We start from the raw sequence: 24,020 nt of genomic DNA, 5'->3' as shown, positions 1-24,020 counted from the left end.
GATTTCCCCACCCGGCCGGCCACCGGGAAGGTCCCTCCCCCCACAGCCACCAGCAGGGTCCCTCCTGCCCACACCCACCAGCAGGGTTTCACCGCCCCGCGGACACCAGGAGAATCACTCCTCCCCCGCAACCGCCGAGAGGGTCACTCCCCTCTCCCGCGGCCACCGGGAGGGTTGCTCCTCCCCACGACCACCAGCAAGGTTTCACCGCCCCGCAACCACCGGGAGGGTCCCCTCCTCCCCACGGCCACGGGCTGCTCCTCCCCCGCGGCCACCGGGCGGGTCGCTCCTCCCCTCCCCCGGCCAGCGGGGGGTTGCTCCTCCCCGCGGGCCGGGGAGGGTTGCTCCTCCCCCGTGGCCACCGGGGCGGGCAGTGGGTGGAAGGGCTCCCGCCGCGTGCGGCCGTCGACATCCGCACCCCCTCGCCACCGTCTCCACGCGCCGCTCACCCGGTTCGGGTTCGCCTCCTTCGGCGGCAGCCACCCGGCCCGGCACTGCGCCGGCACGTCACGGCGACCACCGTCCCGCCCCCGGCCCCCGGCATCCCGGCATCCCGGGCTGCCCGAGGAGCTGTGGCAGCTGCTCGTCCAGTGCCTGACCAGAGCCCCCGCCTCCCGGCTGCGCGCCTCCCAGCCCGGCGGCCCCGCAGCAAGTAGTCCGGCCGGCGATGATCCGGGCGGCCCGGGTGCGCAACAGGGTGCCGATGACCTTGTCGACCCGAAGTCGGTGACCGCAGGGCGGTGCACGAGCCGCCGGGGCCGAGCGGACCCCGTGGCGAAGGGAGACCCCCTGCGGATCACCGACGACCGGCCATGACAGCCGCGCCCAGACACCGATCACCGACCGGACCCGACAACCGCGCCCGGACGGCGGCGGGCATCCCGGCGCGAGACGGCAGAGCGGGGCGGGGTGTCGCGGCGGTACCCCCGGGCCGGCCGACGGGATGTCGCGGCGGAGGGGGTGGGGGTCGTGGCGGGTGCCCCCGGGCGGGCCGGCGGGATGTTGCGGCGGAGGGGGTGGGGTGTCGCGGCGGTACCGCCCGGGGCGGGCCGGCGGGATGTCGCGGCGGAGGGGGGTGGGGGGTCGCTGCGGTACCGCCCGGGCGGGCGGCGGGGTGTCGCGGCGGAGGGGGGTGGGGGGTCGCGGAGGGGGTGGGGGGTCGTGGCGGGTACCCCCGGGCCGGTCGGCGGGGTGTCGCGGCGGAGGGGGTGAGGTGTCGCGGAGGGGGTGGGGGTCGCGGCGGGTACCCCTGGGCCGGCCGGCGGGGGTCGTGGCCAAGGGGGTGGGGTGTCGCGGCGGAGGGGGTGGGGGGTCGCGGAGGGGGACGGCGGGGCCGGCCGGCTGCGCCGTCGTGCCGTGGGGTTGTCGTGTTGTCAGCGTGGTCCGATCTGGAATCCGACCCCGCGGACGGTGAGGATCCAGTCGCCCGAGCCCAGCTTGTTCCGCAGGCTGCACACGTGGGTGTCCAGGGTGCGCCGGGACCAGGAACCGGCCCAGACCTCCTGCATCAGCAGCTTGCGGGGCACCACGCCGCCGCGGTGCGCGGCCAGCAGGTGCAGGAGGTCGAACTCCTTGGGCGTCAGATCCAGCGGCCGGCCGGCCAGGGTCGCCCTGCGTCTCTCGGTGTCGATCCGCAGCCCGCCGCACGCCGTGACCCCACCGCCCGGCCCGCCCGGGACGGGAGCGTGCGGCCGGAAGCGCCGCATGACCGCCTCCATGCGCGCCATCAGCTCCTGCAGCCCGTAGGGCTTGGCCAGATAGTCGTCCGCTCCCGCGCGAAGGCCCAGCACCCGGTCGAGTTCACTGTCCCGGGAAGTCACCGCGATCACGGGGATGTCATCCACCCGGCGGATGCTCCGGCACACCTCCAGACCGTCCAGATCGGGAAGATCCAGATCGAGGAGGACCAGATCCGCCTGCCCGTAAGCGCGAAGAGCCGCCGTCCCCGTCACCGCACCCGCCGCCCGGTGACCATGACGGCGCAGAGCCCGCATCAGGGGATCCGCCTCGGCCGGATCACTCTCCACCACCAGAACGCGCCAGCCCCCGCCCCCCTCGGCGCCCACCGGCACCACGTCCGCCCGGCCCGGAACACCACCCGGCACCCCGCCCGGCCCGCCGCGCGCCTCACCCTGACCCCCACGCACGCCGGGAACACGGTACGCAAGCAGGCCTGTGTCGCCAGCCATGGCTTCATTTCCCCTCGAGTGGATCACCACGCAACCCGTCAACCGATTATAAGACGCCGAAGAATGTTTTTGTCAAAGGTCCTGACGCGGACGAAAAGTACACTCTGCGGGTTTATCAACCCATCAGCAACGGGCATTCTTCCTTTTCGCCTCAAAACGACTTCCGGCCAGCCTGGCGCGAAAGTCCCTATAAAATACTCATAAGGGACATAGGCCTCGGCGGGCTGGCATCAAATGATTCTTCTTAGTACTGATGTCTTCATGTTGCCGTCACAGCCGATGGACGATCCCGGACAGCCCCCCGCCCACCGCACCGGAAAAGGACGACAGGAACGCTCCCTGCGCACCCGCGGAGCCCTCCTGCACGCCGCCGCCGAACAGTTCGAGACCAACGGATACGAACGGACCCGCCTCAGCGAGGTCACCGCCGCGGCCGGCGTCACCAGCGGAGCCCTCCACTTCCACTTCCCCAACAAACAAGAACTCGCCGACGCCGTCGAGGAAACAGCCCTCCACCACCTCCACCAAGCAGCCCGGCAAACCCCCCACACCCCCCACAACGCCCTCCAGACACTCATCGACACCACCCACGCCCTCGCCCGCACCCTCCACCACGACGTCATCACCCGCGCCGGCCTCCGCCTCAACAGCGACGCCCGCGAACGCACCTGCCTCAACCTGCGCCACACCTGGCAGAGCTACGTCCAAACCACCCTCACCCACGCCGCGACCCAAGGAACCCTCACCCCCCACACCACACCCTGGCAACTCGCCCAAACCATCACCGGAGCAACCATCGGCTACGAAACCCTCGCCCGACACAACAAAAACTGGCTCACCCCACCCACCATCACCAACCTCTTCCACCACCTCCTCCACCACACCGTCACCCCCACCACCCTCACCCACCTCCACCTCAACGGCACCCCACCCACCCACCCCTAACCACCCACCACCCCGCACCCCCGCCCCGCCCCCGCACCACCACCCACCCACACCCCCCACCCACACCCCCCAACACTCCAGGACCCGCACCCACCCCCAACCCACCACGAACACCCACCCACACCGCCCCCCAACCCGCCGAGACACAACCCGCCGGACCACACCCAAGGGACACCACCACCGGCCACGTCCTACCGGAGTCGCGCCCATCCCACCGCCCGAGATCGCGTCCTGCCGTGCCGCGCCAAGGGAGCACCGTCCCAGGGCGCGTCCCGCCGGGACGAGGACTGCCCGCCCGGTTCGCGTCCCACCGCCCGGGATCGCGTCCTGCCACGGAGCACCGAGGAGGCGCCGCGCGGTGCCGGGACACGTCCCCAACGCGCTACAGACCGCGTCCATGCCACAGGCCGGGGCGCGCCCGGCCAGGCGAGTCGTTTCCCGCAGGCGGACCACCTCGCGTCACGAGCCAGGCAGCGGCCTACCGCGCCCCGCCGAGGGAATACCGTCCCAGGGGACGCCGCGCCGTGTCACAGGCCGCGTCCCGCCATGCGGCGCCGAGGAGATGCCGTCCCGGGGCACGTCCCGCCGGGACGAGACCTGCCCGGTAGGTTCGCGTCCTGCCGTACCGCGCCGAGGGAATGCCGTCCCGGGGCACTTCCCGCCGCAGGCAGACCGCCACGCCTCACGAGCCGGGCAGCGTCCTACCGTGCAGCGGGCAGCGCCCCGCCACGCCGCGCCCTGGCGTCTCCTGCCGGGCCGCGTCCCGCCGTAGGCGTACCGCGTCGAGTCGCGGGGCGCCCGGCCAGCCGTCCCGCACGGCGATGACACCTCTGGCCCCACTGGTTCGACACATGTCAACATAGACGCATGTCGAATACGAAGAGCCCGCCGCAGAACGAGCCCGCCAACACCTACAGCGCCCCACCCTGCTGCCCACCACCGACCGAGCGCCCCATGAACCCCGAAGAAGCGGAGAAGGCCTCACGGATCTTCAAAGCCCTCGGAGACCCCGTACGTCTGCGCCTGCTCTCCGCCATCGCCTCACATGAAGACGGAGAAGCATGCGTATGCGACATCTCCGACGTCGGAGTCTCCCAACCCACCGTTTCCCACCACCTTAAAAAACTCAAAGAAGCCGGACTTCTCACCTCCCAACGACGCGGCACCTGGATCTACTACCGCGCCCAACCCTCCACCCTCACCGCCATACACCAACTCCTGACCACAACCACCACCTGAAACAACCCCGACACCACACACACCACAGACACCAACCACGACGGACGAAAACCGTGGCCCAACACGCACAAGCCGGCCGGACTCCGCGTCACCGAAACGTGCGCGGACCGAACACCACCGCAGCGCCCGGCGCGACGCCGTCCTCGCCAAACCCCCAACTACGCCCCCTCCCGTAGCCGGTCAAAGCCGGTCAGGGCCGGTCCGCAGAGCCGCGCGATCCCGAGGACGGCATCACAGGCCCCACGGCTCACACCGATCAGGGCGCCGGAGACACGGCCGCTCCAGCCGCCGTAACCCAGCACGCGCACCCCGCTTCACCCAACACCCACGCACCCAACACCCACACACCCACGCCCAGCGGCCCACACAGGCCCAGCGGAGCCCCGCACACCCAGCAGGGCCAAGCGGGCCAGAGCGGCGCGCAAGTCGGCGCATCAGACCTCCGCAACGACGAAGCCGAGGCCGCGTCGGCGCAGGCGGTAGTCGACGGCGAGCCCTGCCTGGCCGCCGCCGCCGCCGCCGACCACCAACACCCCATCCACCTGCGGCGTCACGGGGCCGTAGTCACCGCCCCAGGTGCGAACCCGCGGCGCCAGACGAGCGCGACGTACACCAGCCCGATCAGGACGGGCACTTCGATCAGTGGGCCGACAACGCCCGAGAGCGCCTGGCCAGAAGTGACACCGAACGTGGCGATCGCGACGGCGATGGCCAGTTCGAAGTTGTTCCCGGCGGCCGTGAACGCGAGCGTGGCGGTGCGGTCGTAGGCGAGGCCGAGGCCCTTGCCGAGGAGGAACGTCCCGAAGAACGTGATCGCGAAGTAGACCAGCAGCGGCAGCGCGATCCGTACCACGTCCAGCGGCTGCGAGGTGATCGTTTTCCCCTGGAGCGCGAACAGGAGGACGATCGTGAACAGCAGCCCGTACAGCGCCCATGGCCCGATCTTCGGCAGGAAGCGCTGCTCGTAGGAGGCGCGGCCCAGTTTCTTCTCGCCGATGCGGCGGGTGAGGTACCCGGCGAGCAGTGGGATGCCGAGGAAGACGACGACGTTGAGCGCGATGTGCCAGACGGGTACGTCCAGGCCCTGGCCGTCGCCCAGGCCGAGCCACTGGGGCAGCAGGTCGAGGTAGAACCAGCCGAGCAGGCCGAAGGCGACGACCTGGAACACGCTGTTGAGGGCGACGAGGACGGCGGCGGCCTCCCGGTCGCCGCAGGCAAGGTCGTTCCAGATGATGACCATGGCGATGCAGCGAGCGAGACCGACGATGATCAGGCCGGTGCGGTACTCGGGCAGGTCCGGCAGAAAGATCCACGCCAGCGCGAACATGACGGCGGGCCCGATGATCCAGTTGATGATCAGCGAAGACACCATCAGCTTCTTGTCGCCGGTCACGCGGTCGAGTCGGTCGTAGCGGACCTTGGCGAGCACCGGGTACATCATCACCAGCAGGCCGAGCGTGATCGGCAGGGAGACTCCGCCCACCTCGATCTTGGCGAGCGCGTCGTTCATCCCGGGGATGAGACGGCCCAGGCCCAAACCGACGGCCATGGCGAGGAGGATCCAGACCGCGAGATAGCGGTCCAGCGTGGAGAGCTTCCTGACGATCGAGTCGTCCCCGGACGGACCGGCCCCCTGGGCGGCCGCGGATTCGGTGGAGGTCACGGGCAGGCCCTCTTGTTCTCGCAGGCGGTACGGGCGGAGGCGGCGAGCGCGGCGAACTGCTCGGACAGCCCGGTCAGGACTTCGGGGCGCAGCTTGTAGTAGGTGTAGCGGCCGCACGGCTCGGTCTCCACGACCCCGGCCTCGCGCAGGATCTTCATGTGGTTGGAGAGGTTGGTCTGCTTGGCTCCGGTCTCGTCCACGAGGTGAGTGGTACAGAGCGTCTCGCGGGCCAGCAGGGTCACGATTTTCAGGCGGAGCGGATCGCCCAGAACCCGCATCACATCAGGATCGACTGAAGTCAGCATGCGCTGATACTGTCACATCAGTCCCCGCTGATACCAGCGAGGACTGAAGTCACTGGCGGCCGCTGCCGTCGTACGACGAGAGAGAACGATCACCATGGCCGAGTCCGGCAAGCCGTCCGTCCTGTTCGTCTGCGTCCACAACGCCGGCCGCTCCCAGATGGCCGCCGGCTGGCTGGCCCACCTGGCCGGAGACCGCATCGAGGTCCGCTCCGCCGGCTCCGCCCCCGGCGATGCCGTCAACCCCGCTGCCGTGGAGGCAATGGCCGAGGTCGGCATCGACATCTCCGCCGAGATCCCGAAGGTCCTCACGGTCGACGCGGTCCGCGAGTCCGACGTCTGCATCACGATGGGCTGCGGCGACACCTGCCCCGTCTTCCCCGGCAAGCGCTACCTCGACTGGAAGCTCGAGGACCCCGCCGGCCAGGGCGTGGCCGCCGTCCGCCCGATCCGCGACGAGATCAAGACCCTCGTCGAGCGCTTGATCGCCGAGATCGCCCCGGACAGGACGGCATGAGCGGGATGCTCGACGTCATCGGCTGCGGCCCGCCGGATGAACCGCCGCTCTCCTAGGCCGGCGGGTCGACCTGATACCGCGAGCGCTGGACGGGGAAGAGGAGTATCCATGAGGCTGCTCGGTACAAGGAAAAGCGCCGGATCGTCCCCGGCATGGCGAACGTACGCGCTCACCGCCGCTGCGGTCACCACATGCGCGGTCGCGGGTGCGAAGGCGGTCGACGCGGACAGTGCCTGGTACCGCGGACTGGACAAACCCTCGTGGCAGCCGCCGGCCTGGGCCTTCGGTGCGGTCTGGACACCCCTGTACGCCACGATCGCCTGGTCCGGCGGTCATGCGCTCAACCGGGCACGTGGCCGCGCACGGCACCGGTTGGCCTCCAGCCTGGCGGCCAACCTCGCCTTGAACACGGCCTGGAACGGAGCTTTCTTCGGCCGCCGCAGCCTCAAGGGCGGGATGCTCGTCATCCTGCTGCTGAACGCCAGCAACGCCGAACTGGTTCGCCGCATGGCGCGCACCGATCCGACCGCTGCCCGTGTCCTGATCCCCTACGCCGGCTGGTGCGTGTTCGCCACCGCCCTGAACACCGCCATTGCCCGGCGCAACCCCGCCTGACCAGGTCAGCGGTCGTGAGTCGGAGCGGTTCACGAGCGGAGCACGGATCCCGGATCCTGCTCCTGGGCCGGCCCGCGAAGACCTTCCCTTCCGATCGACCGTGGTCCGTGCCCGGAGCGCACCGACCATCTGGATGATGGACGCCGCGTCGGCTCCGCGTCCTGTCGTCCGCCAGTTCTTCCGCAGGGTGCGGGTGGCGCCCGGGAGGACGGTGGTCGTCAATGCCCACCCGCGGTGATCATCACGGGGGCCAGCCTCTGAGGGCCACCGTCCGTCCGATACCAGGCGGTACGCCGGCATCTACGACCCAGGGGATCCAGAGATCGAGCGTGTAGACGAGGTGCCGGCACGGAGCGCCTGCGCCTGGCTTCACGGGCGTGGGGTCGTGCGCGTCGAAGACCAGGGTTTCCCGGCCGCTGGCCGTCTGGGGCCGCGAGCGGCCGGCCGACCGAGGGCTGGAGAGAAGGCAGACCCGTGCCTGCGGTGAACGTGCCGTTCACCGCCGTTCGTTGACGGCCGCGTTCAGCGCGGGGGTCCACAGCAGCGCCCGTGAACCTCCGAGCAAGGACCAGCAGACACCGCGAAGAGGAGCCCCGTTCCTGCCGCGGCAGGAACGGGGCTCCTCGTGGAGCGCTGGGCAGGCCTTGCACCTGCATTTCCCCGCGGGAAGCGGGGCGTCTTTCCTTGGACGACCAACGCACGGGTGACCGCACCGCCGAAGCGTTCCGGTCCCTCAAGATCAACTATAGCCCCTCGCGCAGCGAGGTCCGGCACGTGTCGGGATCCTCGGCGCGGAGGCCGCGCCGGCGGACGCGGGGTGTGGATGACGCGGGCGGTCTCAGCGTGCTGCTCCGTTCCGGCGCGACGCCGAGTGGGAGCGCGATCCGGAGCAACCCGTACTCGCTGTCGCTCCCCTGCCGGCCCCACAGATCGCACCCGTCCTCCGCTCGTCGTCCTCCTCTTCGCCACGCTCGTCGTCCCCGTGTTGATGGGTGTCGCCGGCGAGGGTGTCCTCGCCGGCGACACCTGCTTCCGCCACGGTCGACTCGCTCCCGCAGGCCTTACAACGCCCCGCGCCCCGGCTCGAGCAGGAAGCGGGCGAACCTCACGCGGCCGTCTTCGGCGAATTCGCCGAAGACGAAGACCTCCTGGGTCTTCGACGGCTTGCCGCCCTGACTGGTGGTGTACCGGGCCGCGAAGCGGTTGCCGTCCCGCAGGGCCTCGTGCACCTCCACCGGGTACGTGTGCTTCCGCGCGCGGCTCTCCTCCAGCGCCCTCAGCACCCCTGACCGCTGCATCGTCTTCCCTCCCACCTCGTGCACGGCGTCGGGGGTGAAGAGCCGGTCGTACACCTCGGCCACCGGATGCGCGCTGTCGTAACCGTTCATGTAGTAGGTGTGCAGGAAGTGCGCGGGGTCCTGCGCCGGCGTCGGTTCGACGCCGGCCCCGGGGCGCGGCGCCGGTACCGTGCCCGGCCCCGGACGGGATTCGCTGTCGTACGGTGTCTCTCCCCCGGCACCGGACCAGCCGGCTCCCGTCGTCGCGAAGGTCGTGGTGCGCGCCACCCGGCCGTCCTCGGCGATCTCCGCGAAGACTGCTGTCTCCGTGGCACTCTGCACCTTCCAGAGCACCGGCGTGCTGACCGTGTACCGCGCGGCGGCAAGACGCCCCTCCACATTCACCTCGTGGATGTGGAGCTCGTACGGCGCGCCCAGGGCCCGTCGCGACTCGATGTCGCGCAGCAACTTCTTCCGGTCCCACGCCTTCCCGTTGACCACGTGGGTCCCTTCGGGCAGGTGGTAGCGGTCCCAGACCTGCTCGACCGGCTCCGAACCGTCGAACGCGTCGGCGTGGTAGGTGCGCAGATATCCCGTGAAGTCTTCGGCGGCGAGGGCGTGGTGGACAGTACTCATACTGTTCTCCTGGCTGTCGGGCGAAATGTGTCGTCACCCCCGGGCTCAAGGGGTGGCGGGGCGGACAGGTGCAGCTCACGCCGCAGGGCGGCCCGGGCGGCGAGTCGTCCGCACGTGCCGTGCACGCTCGGCCCGGGAGGAGAGGGACGCGGAGCGGAACCGGAGCCCCGCAGGGGACCGCCGTGCGTCCGCGGGTCCGCCACCAGCGCCTCGGCGATCCGTCCGCCGCCGCTCCGGGGCTGGGACCAGTCCGCTCGCACGGCGGTCCTGGGACGTGGACCGAGCAGCGCCGGTGCGGCGGGGTCCTTCGGGAGGGTGCACCGGCCGGACAGCACGAAGTCGGTCACTCCCCTACTGTGCCTCGGCAGCGGGGTCGTCAACCACCGTCGGCGTGGCACGTCCGCGCCGGTTCCGGCTGCTGTCGTCGCCGAGTGGCGGAGGGCGAGCCCGGAGAAGCCGGCGTCCGGCGGATGCGGGTGACAGGTGGGCGGGTGCGGCCGGTCGACCTCGCGTGCTCCGAGCTCGAACCCACGGAAGAAGGCGGACGCCACCATCCTTGGGGGTAGGGCTGGTCCCCCCCACACGAGGGAGCCCACCGGTGCGACCCGTTGCACAGCACCCGACCGCCCGAGCCCGAGGGTGCGTCGGGGCGCAATGGGCGCGCGGGACGTCCTGCCACCGCCGGCGAGTTGTCGAAGTCCTCCATCGACGGGACTGGACCCCACCCGATGGGAATCCTCGGAGCAGCCGACGTTCTTGAGCAGAACGCAACTCTCCTCCGGCTCACTCTCCAGGTCGATCGCGGCGGCCGCGGCCGGGCCGGCCGCAACGACGATGCGGACGCCGGCCACCTCGACCGCCGCCCTTACGGCCACCGCCGGGGCGGGCGCCCCGCAGGCACCCCGCTGCGCGGCCGCCCCGTCCGGAGCGGCCGGTCGGGTGGGCCGGGGACGGCTGCCCGGAAGCTGATTTCAGCTCTTTTCCGCCAATCCGAGGGCGGAGGAGTTGCGAACCCGGCGCCCAGAATTCTGGTCCAGACCATTGACCCTCCGCTCGGTGTCTCTCTAGCATCTGCGGCATCACAGCACCCTCTCCGGGTAGCTGCACCCACCCCTCGCGCGTCACCTTCGTGGGACGTACCGGCATACAGATTCGGCCAGTTCGGCTTTCCGTCCACAGCCCGGCCCCAGGAGCGTCATGCCCGCATCGGACCAGCAGCCCCACCCCTCGGCGCCCGGGGGAACCGGGCTGCCGACGGGGTCTCGCGCGGGAGCTGTTCTCTCCGTGGGGCAGGAGCGCCTCTGGTTCCTGGACCAGTTCGAGCCGGGGGACCCCGCGTACACCATTCCTCTGGTGCTCCGGCTCTCCGGGCCTCTCTCGGCGGAGGCCCTCGGGGCCGCGCTGGATGCGCTGTTCGGCCGGCACGAGGCGTTGCGCAGTCGGTTCCCCTCCGAGGACGGGCGCCCGTACGTCGTCGTCGGACCGCCGGCCCATGTGCCGCTCGCCAGCCGTGATCTGCGCGGCTTCCCGGAGTCCGATGTCGCCGCGTACGTGGCCGAGTTCACCAATCGACCGTTCGACCTGGCGGAGGGTCCGTTGCTGCGCGCCGCGCTCTTCCGCACCGGGCCGCACGCACACACGTTCGCTCTCGCGGTGCACCACATCGCCGCCGACGGCTGGTCGCTCGGACTGATGCGCTCCGAACTCGCGGCGCTCTACTCGGCCCACCGCGCGGGCCACGACGCGGAGCTGACCGATCCGCCCTCCTACCTGGAGCACGCCGCGGCGGAGCGCGCCTGGCTGGACGGCCCCGAGGCCACCGCCGCACTCGACCACTGGCGCCGACTGCTCGACGGGGCACAGCCCTTGGAACTCCTGCACGAGAACCCCCGCCCGGAGCTCCCCAGCAGCCGAGGCGCGTACCACACGCGGGTCCTGCACGGGCTGGGGAGCGCCGTGGAGTCGTTCGCCCGTGCGCGGCGGGTCACCCCGTTCATGGTGATCGCCGCCGCCTACCAGACCCTGCTCCACCGCTGCACCGGCCAGGACGACTTCTGTGTGGGCGTGCCCACGGCCGCGCGGACCACGGTCGACGGCGAACGGACGGTGGGGTACTTCTCTTCCACCCTCGTCCTGCGCGCGGACTTCGCCGGCACGCGGTCGTTCGACGCCGTCCTGCGGCGGATCAGGAGTGACTGGCTCCGGGCCCTGACCCACGGCCGGGTTCCGTTCGAGCGGCTGACCGAGGAGGTGCGGCAGGACCGGGACACCGGTCGTACGCCCGTCTTCCAGACGCTGCTGACCGTCCACACGCAGAGCGGCGGCGCCCTCGGTGAGCACCGTTTCGCGGATCTGGGCGGCCACTCGCTCCTCGCGACCCGGGTCGTCGCCCGCATCCGCGCCGCCGCCGACCTCGGCGTGTCCCTGCGCACCCTGTTCACCCACCGCACCTGTGCCGCTTTCGCACAAGCGGTGGAGGCCGCTCTGCTGGCCGAGATCGACGCCCTGTCGGACACGGCCGCCGAAGAGCTGCTGGCCGCGCAGGACTCACCGGAAGGAAACCGGTTCCTCTCATGAGCGCCGACACAGCCCGCCCGGCGGAACCCGCCGCCGCCAGCCTCTCCGCCGCCAAGCGGGAACTGCTGCGCCGCCGCCTCGCCGGGCGTCCTGCCGCACGCACCACGATCCCCCGCCGGGAGCCGGGCACACCGGTCCCGCTGTCGTTCGCGCAGGAACGCCTCTGGTTCATGGAGCAGTTCGCCCCCGGTACCGCCGCGTACAACATCCCGGTCGTCCGGCGCCTGCGCGGCCCGCTGGACGGGGAGGTGCTGCGCGCCGCGCTGGACGCCGCCGTGGCCCGGCACGAGACGCTGCGGTCGCGCTACCCGGCCACCGACGACGGACGCCCGCTGCTGGTCGTCGACGCGTCCGGTCCGGCGGTCCTGACGCGGGTGGAGGCGGGCTCCCCGGCCGAGGCCGAACGCCTGGTGGACAGGGAATCGGCCGTCCCCTTCGACCTGGAGCACGGCCCGCTGCTGCGTGCCCTGCTGATCGGGCTCTCCCCCGACGACCACGTACTGCTCCTGGTGGTCCACCACAGCGTCAGCGACGGCTGGTCCAGCGAGATCCTCCTCGGCGAGGTGCTGCACGGTTACGCCGCACGGGTCGCCGGCGAGCCCGATCCGTTGCCGGAACTGGCCGTGCGGTACGGGGACTTCGCGCTGTGGCAGCGTGAGCGGCTCAGTGGCGAGCGGCTGGCCGCCGAGGTCGCCCACTGGTCGCGGGAGCTCGCCGGGGTCGAGCCGCTGGAGCTCGCCTTCTCCCGTCCCCGGCCGCCCCGTCAGACCTTCGACGGCGCCGGGTACGCGTTCTCGGTGGACCGGTCCCTCCTCGACCGGCTCGCGGCGCTCGGCCGGCGGCACGACGCGACCGTGCACATGGTGCTCCTGGCCGCGTTCCAGATCCTGCTCGCCCGTTTCAGCGGCCAGCGCGACTTCGCCGTCGGCTCTCCCGTCGCCGGACGCTCCGAACCGGAACTCGAGCCTCTGGTCGGGATGTTCGTGAACGTCCTCGCACTGCCGGCCCGCCTCGAGGGTGATCCGTCCTTCACCGAACTCCTGCGCCGCACGCGGGAGACCTGCCTGGACGCCTACGCGCACCAGGAGCTGCCGTTCGCGCAGCTGGTCAGCGAGTTGAAGGTGCCCCGCGACGTCTCGCGGCCGCCCGTCTTCCAGGCGGTGCTGGCCGTCCAGAACTACGCCACCCAGCGCGACGCGGGGCCGGACGGCGCCCTGACGGCCGAACCGTTCGGGGTGCGGGCCAGCGGCACCCGCTTCGACCTGGAACTCTTCCTCCAGGAGTGGCCCGACGGGCTGCACGGCTCCTTCAACTTCAACACCGACCTCTTCGACGCCCGTGACATCGCGCGCCTCGCCGACCACCTCGGCAGGGTGCTGCGGTCCGTGGCGGACGCTCCCGAGACCCCGCTGTCCGGCCTCGCCGGACCCACCCCGGTCGAACGCGACACCGAGACGCGCCGGTTCAACGACACCGCTCTGGACCGGGCCCCCACCACCCTCACCGCCCTGGTGGCCGAGCAGGTCGCCCGTACGCCGGACGCGGTCGCCGTGGCCGTCGAGGACCGGGCGGCCCTCACCTACCGGCAGCTCGACGCGCTGGCCGACCGGATCGCCGCGCGCCTGGCCGCCGAGGGCGTCGGACCGGGCAGCCTGGTGGCCATCTGCTCCGAACGTTCACCCGAGCTCGTCGCGGGCCTGCTCGGGATCCTGCGCACCGGCGCGGCCTACGCCCCGCTGGAACCGGGCTATCCCGCCGAGCGCCTCGCCTTCCTCCTCGCCGACAGCGACGCGCCCGTCCTGCTCACGCAGCGCGGACTGTCCACCCCGCACGGCTGCACCGCGCAGATCATGCTGCTGGACGATCCGGTGGAGCCGCCCCGGTCGCGGCGCCGGCCGGTCGCACCCTCCCCCGACGACCCCGCCTACCTCATCTACACCTCCGGGTCCACCGGCCGCCCCAAGGGCGTGCCCAACACCCACCGGGCCATCGCCAACCGCATCCAGTGGATGCAGGACGCCTACCGGCTGGGCCCGGACGACGCCGTTCTGCAGAAGACCCCCGTCGGCTTCGACGTGTCGGTCTGGGAGTTCTTCTGGCCCCTGACCACCGGGGCGCGCCTCGTCCTCGCCAAGCCCGGCGGCCAGAAGGACGCCGGCTACCTGCTCGACCTCATCGCCACCGCCGGTGTGACCGTCGCACACTTCGTCCCCGCGATGCTGACGGTCTTCCTCGCCGAAGACGGCGTCGAACGGTGCACGGCGCTGCGCCGGGTGATCAGCAGCGGGGAGGCCCTCCCGCCGCACACGGCTCGCGAGCTGACCGGCAGGCTGCCGCACTGCGCCCTCGCCAACCTGTACGGACCGACCGAGGCCGCCGTCGACGTCTCCTCCTGGGAGTGCGCCGGTCCGCTGGAGACGGTGCCGATCGGGCTGCCGATCGACAACACGCGGCTGTACGTGCTGGACACCGCCCTGTGTCCGGTGCCGCCCGGCGCCCCCGGAGAACTGCACATCGGCGGTACCCCGGTCGCGCTCGGATACCACCGCAGGCCGGGTCTGACCGCGGCCCGCTTCGTGCCCGACCCGTACGGTCCGCCCGGCTCCCGCCTCTACCGGACCGGAGACCTGGCCCGCCGCCTCCCCGACGGCACTCTCCAGCACCTGGGCCGCGTGGACGAGCAGATCAAGCTGCGCGGGCTGCGCATCGAGCCGGGCGAGACCGAGGCCGCGCTGCGCGCCCAGCCCGGTGTCGCGGACGCGGCTGTCGTCCTTCGTGAGGAGCGGCCCGGCGACAAGCGCCTCGTCGGGTACGTGGTCGCCGCGGCGGGCTCCGGGGAACTGGAGCCGGCACGGCTGCGTACGGCCCTCAAGCGGCTGCTCCCCGACCACCAGGTCCCCTCGGTGGTGGCCGTCGTACCCGTCCTGCCGCTGACTCCCAACGGGAAGCTCGACCGCCACGCGTTGCCCGCGCCCCAGCTGCGGCGCGCGGCGGGCGCCACCCGGCCCGCCACCGGAATCGAACGCCTGCTCGCCGATGTCTGGGGTGAGGTGCTCGGCCTGACGGAGGTCGGCACGGACGAGGACTTCTTCGACATCGGCGGCCACTCGCTCCTCGCCACCCAGGTCGTCGCCAGGGCGCGCGGCCGGCTGACGGAGGCGGGCGCCCGGCCCGTCAGTGTCATGGACCTCTTCACCCACCCCACCGTCCGCGACCTGGCGGCGTTCGCCGCCCGGGACGAGCACGACGACGCTCCGAGGCCGCTGCTGCACCGGCTCACCCCGCCCGTGTCCGCCGCCCACCGCAGCCGTACGTTCGTCTGCGTGCCCTACGGCGGGGGCAGCCCCGTCGTCTACCAGCCCGTCGCCGACGCGCTGCCCTCCGACACCGAGCTGTGGGCGGTCGCCGTTCCGGGCCACGACGTCGGCGTCACCGAGGAGTCCGTGCCGTTCGACGAACTGGCCGGGCGCATCGCGGCGGAGGTGCGGGAGCGGACCGGGGGGCCCGTCGTGGTCTACGGCCACTGCGCCGTCGGTACGGCCCTGGCGATCGCCGTCTCGCGGTTGCTGGAGGCGGCCGGTCATCCGCTGGAGGCCGTCTACGCCGGTGCCCAGTTCCCCTTCGCCCGGCCGCGCAGCCGCGTGCTCAACGCTCTCAGCCGCGTCGCCTCCCTGGAACCGCTTCTCGGCGACCGGGTCTACGCGAACTGGCTCATCGGCCTCGGGGTGAACACCTCCGGCCTCGACAAGGAGCAGGCCGCCTTCATCATCGGCAACATGCGCCGCGACACGCAGGCGGCCGAGGACTACTTCACCCGGGCCATCGCCGATGTCGCCGACGGTGCCCCCAGGTTGCGCGCCCCGCTCGTCTGTCTGGTCGGCGACCAGGACCCGGCCGCCGACTTCTACCAGGAACGCTACCGCGAGTGGTTGCTGCTGGCCGAGCGCTCAGCCGTCGCCGTGCTCGACCAGGGCGGCCACTTCTTCCTCAAGTACCGGGCCGCCGAGGTAGCCGAGGCCGTCACCACGGTGCACCTCGCCGTCCGCGACGGACGGACCGACGAGCTGCCCGCCCGCGATCCGCTGCACTCCTGGTGGTTCCAGGACGACAGCGGGCCCGTCGCCGCGGAGTCGGCCTCGGCCGGCGACGGGCCCCGGGGGCAACCGCGCACGGGGGCGGAACCGGACACCGGGCCCGAACCGAGCATGCGCCGGTTCCTCGCGGTCGCGAGCGGCCAGCTGGTCTCCATCACGGGTTCGGCGCTGACCGAGTTCGCGCTGCCCCTCTGGATCCTGCTGAACACCGGCTCCCTCACCCGGTACGCGCTGTACGCGGTCGTCGCGATGGTCCCGGGCATCCTCGTCGGCCCGCTCGCGGGGGCACTCGTCGACCGGATGGACCGGCGCAGGGTGCTCCTCGCCGGCGACATCACCGCCTGCACCACGCAGGCCGCCCTCCTGGCCCTGCTCCTCACCGGGAACCTGCACTCCTGGGAGGTGTACGTGCTGCTCGGAGTGCTCTCCCTCGCGCTGACGTTCCAACGGCTCGCCTACGCCTCCGCGGTCCCGCAGCTCGTACCCAAGCAGTACCTGGGTCACGCCAACGGGATCGTCCAACTTGCCTTCGGAACAGCTCAGTTCGTCGTGCCCCTGGTGGCCGTGGCGTTGATGGCGGCGATCGGTCTGCGCGGCATCCTCGTCATCGACGTGGTCAGCTACGTCCTGGCCGTCGGCGTCCTGCTGGCGGTCAAGTTCCCCCGGACCCTGCCGTGGACCCGGCGCGAATCCCTCGTCTCCGAGATCCGGCACGGGTTCGCCCACTCCTGGCGCAACCGGGGCTTCCGGGCGATGCTCCTGTGGTTCGCGGGACTGAACCTCTTCCTCTCGCCGCTCTTCCTGCTCATCACCCCGCTGGTCCTGGCCTTCGACGACCTCCAGGGCGCGGCCCGGGTGGCCGTCGCGGGCGGTGCGGGCGCGATCCTGGGCGGCATCGTCATGGGGTTCTGGGGCGGCCCGCGCCGTCACCGGATGCGGGGCATGCTCGGCCTCGCGGCGCTCCTGGCGCTGGCCGGAGCCGTCACCGGACTGCACGCCGGGCTCTGGGTGATCGCCGCCGGAGCGTTCGGCATGTCCTTCGCGCTCTCCCTCGTCAACGGCGTCTACTCCACCATCGTCCAGGTCAAGGTTCCCCAGCGCTTCCACGGCCGTGTCTTCGCCCTGAACACCCTGGTCGCCTGGTCCACCCTGCCGCTGGGACACGGGGTCATCGCCCCGCTGGGCTCCTCGCTGCTGGGGCCCCTGATGGAGCCCGACGGGATGCTCGCGCCCGTCTTCGGCCCGCTGATCGGTACCGGCCCGGGACGCGGCATCGCCCTGATGTACGTGCTGTTCGGCTGTGCCATGCTCGCGCTGGTCGCGCTCGGCCTGCGCCTTCCGGTGCTGGCGCGCTTCGACCGGGACGTGCCCGAGGCAGAGCCGGACGACCTGGTCGGCCTGCGCGAGCGGGCCCGCATCGCCGCCGCCCGCCGCGCTAAGGCGAGCCGGCCATGACCCGGTACGCGGTCGCCACGCTGCCCGCCCTGCTCGCCCACCGCGCCGGCGCGCACGGGGACCGCACCGCACTCGTCACCGGCCGCGAACGGCTCGACTTCGCTTCGTGGCACGCCCGTTCGGGGGCGTACGCATCCGCTCTGCGCTCGGCCGGGGTGCAGCCCGGGGACCGGGTGGTACTCCATCACGGCACGAGCGGATGGACGGAGTTCGCCGTCGCCTTCCTGGCGGTGCTGAGCGCGGGCGGGGTGGCCGTCCCGGTTTCCGACCGGTCCGCGCCGGCCACCACCGCGTACGTGCTCGCGCATGCCGGGGCCCGCTTCCTGCTGCACGGAGGCGGTGACCTGCCGCCCGCGCTTCCGGCCGGGACAACCGTGCTGACGGAGTCCGACGCCGACGGACACCCCTCGCGGCCGGATCTGCCCGCCCCCCGACCCGGCGATCTCGCCCAGATCCTCTACACCTCGGGCACCACCGGGACTCCCAAGGCCGTCGGTGCCCGCCACGCCAACCTCGCGTACGGCTGCACGCTCGACGAGCGGCGCCGGCCGCTGCGCCACTCGGCCGCGTTCCTGCACGCCTTCCCGGTCGGCACCAACGCCGGACAGACCATGCTGGTCGACGCGTTGAACGCGCACGCCACCTGTGTCACCGCTCCACAGTTCACCCCCGCCCGCTTCCTCCGGCTGCTGTCCGAGCACAACGTCGGGAGCGTCTTCCTCGTGCCCGCCATGGCGATCGAACTGCTGGCGTCGCCCGCCCTCACCGACGCCGGATCCTCGGACGCGCGGGAGGCCGTGCGCCTGGTCGGTTCCACGGCCGCCGCCCTGCCCCAGCCGGTCGCGCTCGGGCTCGGCAGGGCTTTCCCGAAGGCGCAGGTCGTCAACTACTACACCTCCACCGAGGCCGCGCCCGCGCAGATCACCTTGCTGTTCGACCCGGCCCGTCCCCACTCGCCCGGCCGCCCGGTCTCCCTGACGGGTCTGAGGGTGACCACGCCCGAGGGCGTACCGGTGCCCGCGGGGCAGCCGGGCGAGCTGTGGCTGCGTTCGGCGGCGGCTCCGCGGGCGTACGTGGGGGAGGCGGACGGCGAGGTCTTCCAGGGGAGTTGGACACGTATGGGCGATCTGGGCCGCGTGGACGACGAGGGCTTCCTGCACCTGCTCGACCGGGAGGGCGACGTCGTCAAGTCGGGTGCCCACAAGGTCTCCACCCTTCAGGTCGAGGACGCCGTGCACGCCCATCCGCAGGTCCGTGACGCCGCCGTGGTCGGGGTGCCGCACCCCGTGCTCGGGAGCGTCGTCGCCGCGGTGGTCGTCCGTGACGGGGCGCTCACCGCCACCGCCCTGCGGACCTTCCTCCTCGACCGGCTGGCCGTTCACGAACTGCCCGCCACCGTGCTGTTCCGCGACGCACTGCCGCGCAACGAGGGCGGCAAGGTCCTCAAACGCGAACTGCGCCGCATCCTCGCCCAAGACGATCCCGAGGCCACCTAAGTGAACGCGACCCTCAGCTCCGCCCAGCACGGCGTCTGGCTCACCGAGCGCACCCTGGACACCGCTTCCGCCTACCACCTGACCCTGACCGTTCACTTCGACGGCAACCTGGACGCCGGCCGCATGGCCCGGGCGTGCTCGGCCGTCGCCGCCCGTCACCCGGTCCTCACCACGGTGTTCGGCCCCGACGGCGCCCCCGGGGCCGGCACCGGATCGTCGTCCTTGCGCACCGCCGAGTGCACCGCCGCCGAACTCGACGTGCTCCTCGCCCGGGAGCGGGCCCTCCCCTTCGACCTCACCGGCGGGCCGGCGCACCGCTTCCTCCTCGTCCGGCTGTCCCCCGTCCGGCACGTCCTGGCCCTGACCGCCCATCACCTCGTTGTCGACGGCGAGTCCAAGGACCGGCTGATGGAGGACCTGGCCACCGCCTACCGGGAAGACCCGCTCGCTCCGGTCCGCCCGCACCCGGGGCTCGATCCGTCCGCGGACGCGGTCGCGGACGCCGAAGCTGTCGCGGACGCCGAGGCGTTCTGGGCCACCCGTTGGCACGATCCGGGTCCCCCTCCGCTGCCGGGGCTCGCGACCTCCTCCCTGCCGGGCACCTCTCCTGCACCGGGCGCGGAGATCGTGTGGCGGTTGGGCTCCGAGCGCACCTCCCTGCTGGACGCGGTGGCGCACCGGCTCGGTCTCACGCGCTTCGAACTGCTCACGGCGTCCTGGCACGCGCTGCTCGCCCGCTACGGCGACCCGGCTCCCGTCACGGCCGTCGAACTCTCGCTGCGCCCGCGCGGCGCGGAGGTCGCCGTGGGCCTGGCCGTCAACGAGCTGCCCCTCTTCAGCGCGGCGAGCGACGGGGTCTCCTTCGCGGCCTGGTCCCGGACGGTGCGCGCCGGGCTGCGCGCCCTGTACCGGCACCGGGCCGTCCCGCTCGGCCGCGCCGTGCGCGGGCTCACCCCGCGCACGGCGCTCACCCCCCTCTCCCTCAGCTACCGGCGGCGCCCGGCCGCGGAGCCGCACCCCGACTTCGGTCCGGCGGTGCGCGCCGAGGTCCGCTGGCTCGGCTTCTGCGGCACCGCGCGCAATCTCCTGCACCTCCAGCTCGTCGACTCGGGCTCCGAGGTGGACGCGAGCCTGCAGTTCCGTGCCGACGCCCTCACCGCGGACGCGGCGCGGCGCATCGCGGATCACTGGACGACCCTCCTCGACGGCGCGCTGGCCGAACCCGGCACACCGGTCGGCGATCTGCCGCTGCTGACACACGGGGAACGGTCGGCGCAGCTGACCGCGCCGGAGCCGCGTCCCGGCCTCACCCGGTGCACCGTGCCCGCGCTGTTCGCCGGAGCGGTGGCGGCCCGTCCCGACGCGATCGCCGTCGTCTGCGACGAGGAGGCCCTGACCTACCGCGAACTCTCCGTTCTCGTCGCGCACGCGGCGGCCGCGCTGGGCCGCCGGGGCGCCGGGCCGGGTGCCCTCGTCGGCATCGAGCTGCCGCGTGGGCGCGACCAGGTGGTGGCCGTGCTCGCCACGCTGGCCTGCGGGGCCGCTTATCTGCCGCTCGACCCCGCTTACCCGGCCGAGCGACTGGCGTTCCTCCGGGCCGACTCCCGTCTCTCGCTCCGCGTCACCGCACACCCCGTCGGCCCCGGAGACCTCGCCCCGTCAGCTCTCGCACCCGACGGCACCGGCACCCCGCCACTGCCACCCGGCCCGACGCCCGCCCATCCCGCCTATGTGCTCTACACCTCCGGATCGTCCGGGCGGCCGAAGGGGGTGGAGGTGCCGCACTCGGCGCTCGCCAACGTCCTGGGCTCCCTGCGCGACCATCTGGGCTCGGGGCCCGAGGACCGCTGGCTCGTTCTCACCTCGCTCTCCTTCGACATCTCCGCCGTCGAACTGCTCCTGCCGCTCATCAGCGGCGGGCGCGTCGTCCTCGCGCCGGAGGGCGGCCACAGCGACGGCCCCGCCCTCCTCGCCCTCATCGGCCGTCAGGGGGTCACCCACGTCCAGGCGACCCCCAGCGGGTGGCGGTCGCTCCTGGACGCGGGTCTCGGCAGGTACGCGGCGGGGCTCACCGCGCTCACCGGCGGGGAGGCGCTGCCCGAGGCCCTGGCCGGGGAGCTGGGCGCCGTGAGCACACGGCTGGTGAACGTCTACGGCCCGACCGAGACCACCATCTGGTCCACCCTGGCGGAACCTGCCGTGACCGACGACGGACAGGTCCTCATCGGCGAACCGCTCGCCAACACGCGCGCCTACGTCCTCGACGAGCGGCTGCGCCCGGTCCCGTACGGGTTGCCGGGTGAGCTCTGCCTCGGCGGCGCGGGCCTGGCCCACGGGTACACCCGCCGCCCCGGCCCGACGGCGACGCGTTTCGTACCCGACCCGTACGGCCCGCCGGGGTCGCGGCTGTACCGCACCGGCGACCTCGTCCGGCGTCTGCCCGGCGGTGGCCTCGTCTGCCTCGGCCGCTCCGACACCCAGGTCAAACTGCGCGGCCACCGGATCGAACTGGGCGAGATCGAGGCGCGCCTGACGTCGCACCCCGCCGTCGCCCAGGCCGCCGCGACGGTGCACGGCGTGGAGGGCGACCGCAGGCTGAGCGCCTTCGTCGTGCCGGCCGGTCCGGCGCCCGCGGCGGAGGAACTGCGTGCCCATCTCGCCGCCGTGCTCCCCGCCGCCGCCGTTCCCGCCTCGTACACGGTGCTGGACGCCTTTCCGCTCACACCCAACGGCAAGCTGGACCGGGCCGCGTTGCCGGAGCCGGCCCCGGAGCGCGGGGCCGTGGCGGGCCGCGACGAGAGGGCGGCGCTCGGTCCCACCGCCGAGGTGGTGCTCGGCATCTGGCGTGAGGTCCTGGAGCTGGACGACCTCGGCCCCGACGAGGACCTGTTCGACCTGGGAGGCCATTCGCTGACCATCACCGCCATCGCCGCCCGCATCCGCCGCGCCCTCGGCGTGGACCTCCCCTTCGACGTCTTCTTCGACGCCCCCACCGTGCACGGCATCACCGCCGCCGTCACCGCACTGCGCAAGGAGTGACCCCATGACCGATCCGACCCCCTACCTCGTGGCCGTCAACGACGAGGAGCAGCACGCACTCTGGCGGGAGGGCACCCCGCTGCCCGCCGGGTGGCGGCCCGAAGGCTTCAGCGGCACCGAGGAGGAGTGCGTCGCGCACGTCGACCGGGTGTGGCCGGACATCCGGCCGCTCAGCCTGCGCCGCCGGCTGGCCGACGAGGCCGCCGGGCAGGACGGGAGTGCCCGGTGACCGTGCCCGCCCCCAGCCGTATCCCCAGCCTTCAGGGCCTCGCCGGACTGGTCGAGCGGGCCACCGACGGCCGGCTCGCCGCCGCCGACATCGTGGACTCCCCCGCCTCCCTGGCCGCGCTCGGTGTCAGCTCGCTCGCGCTGCTGCGGCTCGCCGACAGCCTGGAGGCGGAATACGGCGTCCTGGTGGACCTCGGCGACCGGACGCTGTACACCGAAGGGCTCGCCGGCCTCACCGCCCGTGTACGCAACCTGGTGGCGGAGGGCACACCGTGACGGGGGCAATCGCGGATACGACGGCGGACGGGACGGCGACGGCGGTCGTCACCGCGGCCGTTCCCTTCGCGGGCGGCCGGAGCGGCGACGCCCCTCTCACGTGGGGCCAGCGTGCGATCTGGCACGCCATCCGGCGTACCGCGCCCAATGACCACTACTTCAACATCGGCCGCGTCCTGACCCTCGCCGACCGGGGCGCGCCGGTGGACCTGCCCCGGCTGGCCGACGCGCTCGCGGCGCTCCTCGTCCGCCACGAGGCGCTGCGCACCCGGATCGTGTGCGGTGACGGTGGCGAGGCGCGTCAACTCCTCTTCGACCAGGGGGTGGCGGACGTCCGCGTCCGCGAGGTGACTGATCCGGCCGAGGCCGCGGAGGCCGCCGACGACCTGTTGTCGTCCCTGACCTCCCACTGTTTCGACTATGCGTGCGAGTGGCCCGTACGGTTCGGTGCCGTCCGCCACGAAGGGCGGATCACGCACGTCGTGCTGGCGCTGTGTCACCTGGCCGCCGACGGTCACGCCGCGGAGCTCCTCGTCCGTGATCTGCGGCTGCTGGCCCGCCGCGGGTCGGCCGGCGCGGCGTGCGCGGAGAACCCTCTCGACCTGGCGCGCCATCAGGCGTCCCCGGCCGGCCGCCGCTCCGGCCGGGCCGCGCTCGACCACTGGGAGCGAGGGCTGCGGGCGGCGCCCCCGACCATGTTTCCGGCACCGGTCGCGGAGCCGCTCACCCCTCGTTTCTGGACCGGCCGGCTGATCTCGGCGGCGCTTCCCCGGGCCGTCGACGCGCTGGCCGCCGCGCACCGGGTCAGCGGTTCGACGGTGCTGCTGACCGCCTCGGCCGCCCTGGTCGCCGCCGGTCAGGGGCACTCGGTGGCAGCGGTCATGCCCATCGCCGGCAATCGTGCGGCTGAGGGCCACCGCACCCTGGTCACCACGCTCTCCCAGGACGCACTGTTCGTCCTGCGCATGGACGCAGTCGCGGGCCCGGAGACCGACTTCACCGCTCTGCTGGCGGACGGCTGGCCGGCCGCGCTCGCCGGATACCGGGCTGCCGCGTACGACCCCGCCGAGTGGGACGCCCTGCTGGACCGGATGACCGTCGAGCGGGGCGTGGAGGTGCACCCCTACTGCTGCTTCAACGACATGCGCCTCGCGCAGCGGCCGTCGGCGCCCCGCCCGGCGCCGCGCCCGGACGAACTCGACGCGCTCCGCCGCCGGAGCGTGCTCGACTTCCCCGCTACCCAGGACCGGGTCGCCTGCCGGTACTGCCTGCACGTCAGCGGCGACGACGGCGCACTCACCGTCACGCTGACCGCCGACACCGCGTTCCTCCCGCCGGAATCCATCCATGCCCATCTGCGGGCCATCGAGGGGGTCGTCGTGAACGCGGCGGCCGGAAACCCGCCCAGGCTGACGGAACTGCCGGCGCTCCTCGCCACCGGGGAGGCCGGCCGATGAGCGACCACCTCACTC

15 protein-coding genes are annotated in these 24,020 nt (G+C 72.7%); 11 read left to right on the top strand and 4 right to left on the bottom strand.

The window, feature by feature from the left end; all coding sequences use genetic code 11:
- Nucleotides 1-1,373 precede the first annotated feature (1,373 nt).
- On the bottom strand, nt 1,374-2,075 hold the full coding sequence (locus PZB77_RS30355; protein WP_275496287.1) for a response regulator transcription factor: 702 nt from the start codon (nt 2,073-2,075) through the stop codon (nt 1,374-1,376).
- Between the two features lie 375 nt (nt 2,076-2,450).
- Here PZB77_RS30355 and PZB77_RS30350 point away from each other — a divergent pair, with 375 nt between their 5' ends.
- Nucleotides 2,451-3,134, top strand: a complete 684-nt coding sequence (locus PZB77_RS30350; protein WP_275490496.1) for a ScbR family autoregulator-binding transcription factor — start codon at nt 2,451-2,453, stop codon at nt 3,132-3,134.
- A gap of 867 nt (nt 3,135-4,001) precedes the next feature.
- A complete protein-coding gene (locus PZB77_RS30345; RefSeq protein ID WP_275495824.1) occupies nt 4,002-4,373 on the top strand; it encodes a metalloregulator ArsR/SmtB family transcription factor in 372 nt (123 codons plus the stop codon).
- 550 nt (nt 4,374-4,923) lie between these two features.
- On the opposite strand, the gene arsB is transcribed toward PZB77_RS30345, so the two are convergent.
- Together arsB and PZB77_RS30335 are read right to left on the bottom strand one after the other, a co-directional pair.
- Entirely contained in the window at nt 4,924-6,036 is a 1,113-nt protein-coding gene (arsB, locus tag PZB77_RS30340; protein ID WP_275495823.1) for an ACR3 family arsenite efflux transporter, read from the bottom strand.
- Complete coding sequence (locus PZB77_RS30335) at nt 6,033-6,341, bottom strand: metalloregulator ArsR/SmtB family transcription factor (RefSeq protein ID WP_275495822.1); 309 nt, start codon at nt 6,339-6,341, stop codon at nt 6,033-6,035. Before PZB77_RS30335 ends, arsB begins: the two co-directional genes overlap by 4 nt.
- 94 nt (nt 6,342-6,435) lie before the next feature.
- Between PZB77_RS30335 and PZB77_RS30330 the strand changes: the two genes are divergently transcribed.
- Complete coding sequence (locus PZB77_RS30330; RefSeq protein WP_275495821.1) at nt 6,436-6,855, top strand: arsenate reductase ArsC; 420 nt, start codon at nt 6,436-6,438, stop codon at nt 6,853-6,855.
- 108 nt (nt 6,856-6,963) lie between these two features.
- Nucleotides 6,964-7,470 carry a TspO/MBR family protein gene (locus tag PZB77_RS30325; protein WP_275495820.1) on the top strand — a complete coding sequence of 169 codons (507 nt, stop codon included), beginning with the start codon at nt 6,964-6,966 and terminating at the stop codon, nt 7,468-7,470.
- 1,061 nt (nt 7,471-8,531) lie between these two features.
- Here the strand turns inward: PZB77_RS30325 and PZB77_RS30320 are convergent.
- On the bottom strand, nt 8,532-9,383 hold the full coding sequence (locus PZB77_RS30320) for a nuclear transport factor 2 family protein (RefSeq protein WP_275495819.1): 852 nt from the start codon (nt 9,381-9,383) through the stop codon (nt 8,532-8,534).
- A gap of 1,197 nt (nt 9,384-10,580) precedes the next feature.
- Here PZB77_RS30320 and PZB77_RS30315 point away from each other — a divergent pair.
- From PZB77_RS30315 to PZB77_RS30285, 7 genes are read left to right on the top strand one after another with little or no spacing between them, the layout of a single operon-like run.
- Complete coding sequence (locus PZB77_RS30315) at nt 10,581-11,960, top strand: condensation domain-containing protein (RefSeq protein ID WP_275495818.1); 1,380 nt, start codon at nt 10,581-10,583, stop codon at nt 11,958-11,960.
- Nucleotides 11,957-17,509, top strand: a complete 5,553-nt coding sequence (locus PZB77_RS30310) for a non-ribosomal peptide synthetase/MFS transporter (protein ID WP_275495817.1) — start codon at nt 11,957-11,959, stop codon at nt 17,507-17,509. Before PZB77_RS30315 ends, PZB77_RS30310 begins: the two co-directional genes overlap by 4 nt.
- Complete coding sequence (locus PZB77_RS30305; RefSeq protein WP_275495816.1) at nt 17,506-19,005, top strand: class I adenylate-forming enzyme family protein; 1,500 nt, start codon at nt 17,506-17,508, stop codon at nt 19,003-19,005. Before PZB77_RS30310 ends, PZB77_RS30305 begins: the two co-directional genes overlap by 4 nt.
- The gene (locus PZB77_RS30300; protein ID WP_275495815.1) at nt 19,006-22,044 is read left to right on the top strand and encodes an amino acid adenylation domain-containing protein; all 3,039 of its coding nucleotides are present in this window, start codon (nt 19,006-19,008) and stop codon (nt 22,042-22,044) included. It begins immediately after the preceding gene.
- A gap of 4 nt (nt 22,045-22,048) precedes the next feature.
- Nucleotides 22,049-22,273, top strand: coding sequence for an MbtH family NRPS accessory protein (locus PZB77_RS30295; RefSeq protein WP_275495814.1), 225 nt, complete (start codon nt 22,049-22,051; stop codon nt 22,271-22,273).
- The gene (locus PZB77_RS30290; protein ID WP_275495813.1) at nt 22,270-22,548 is read left to right on the top strand and encodes a phosphopantetheine-binding protein; all 279 of its coding nucleotides are present in this window, start codon (nt 22,270-22,272) and stop codon (nt 22,546-22,548) included. The genes PZB77_RS30295 and PZB77_RS30290 overlap by 4 nt, the downstream gene beginning before the upstream one ends.
- Nucleotides 22,549-22,556: 8 nt before the next feature.
- Nucleotides 22,557-24,005 (top strand): condensation domain-containing protein, encoded by a 1,449-nt coding sequence (locus PZB77_RS30285; protein WP_275496286.1) that lies wholly within the window; start codon nt 22,557-22,559, stop codon nt 24,003-24,005.
- Nucleotides 24,006-24,020: the final 15 nt, after the last annotated feature.

It is taken from the genome of Streptomyces sp. AM 2-1-1 (assembly GCF_029167645.1).
In the GTDB taxonomy this organism is placed as follows: domain Bacteria; phylum Actinomycetota; class Actinomycetes; order Streptomycetales; family Streptomycetaceae; genus Streptomyces.
The sequence above is the reverse complement of the archived record's forward strand: the minus strand, read 5'-3'. Positions and strand labels throughout refer to the sequence as shown.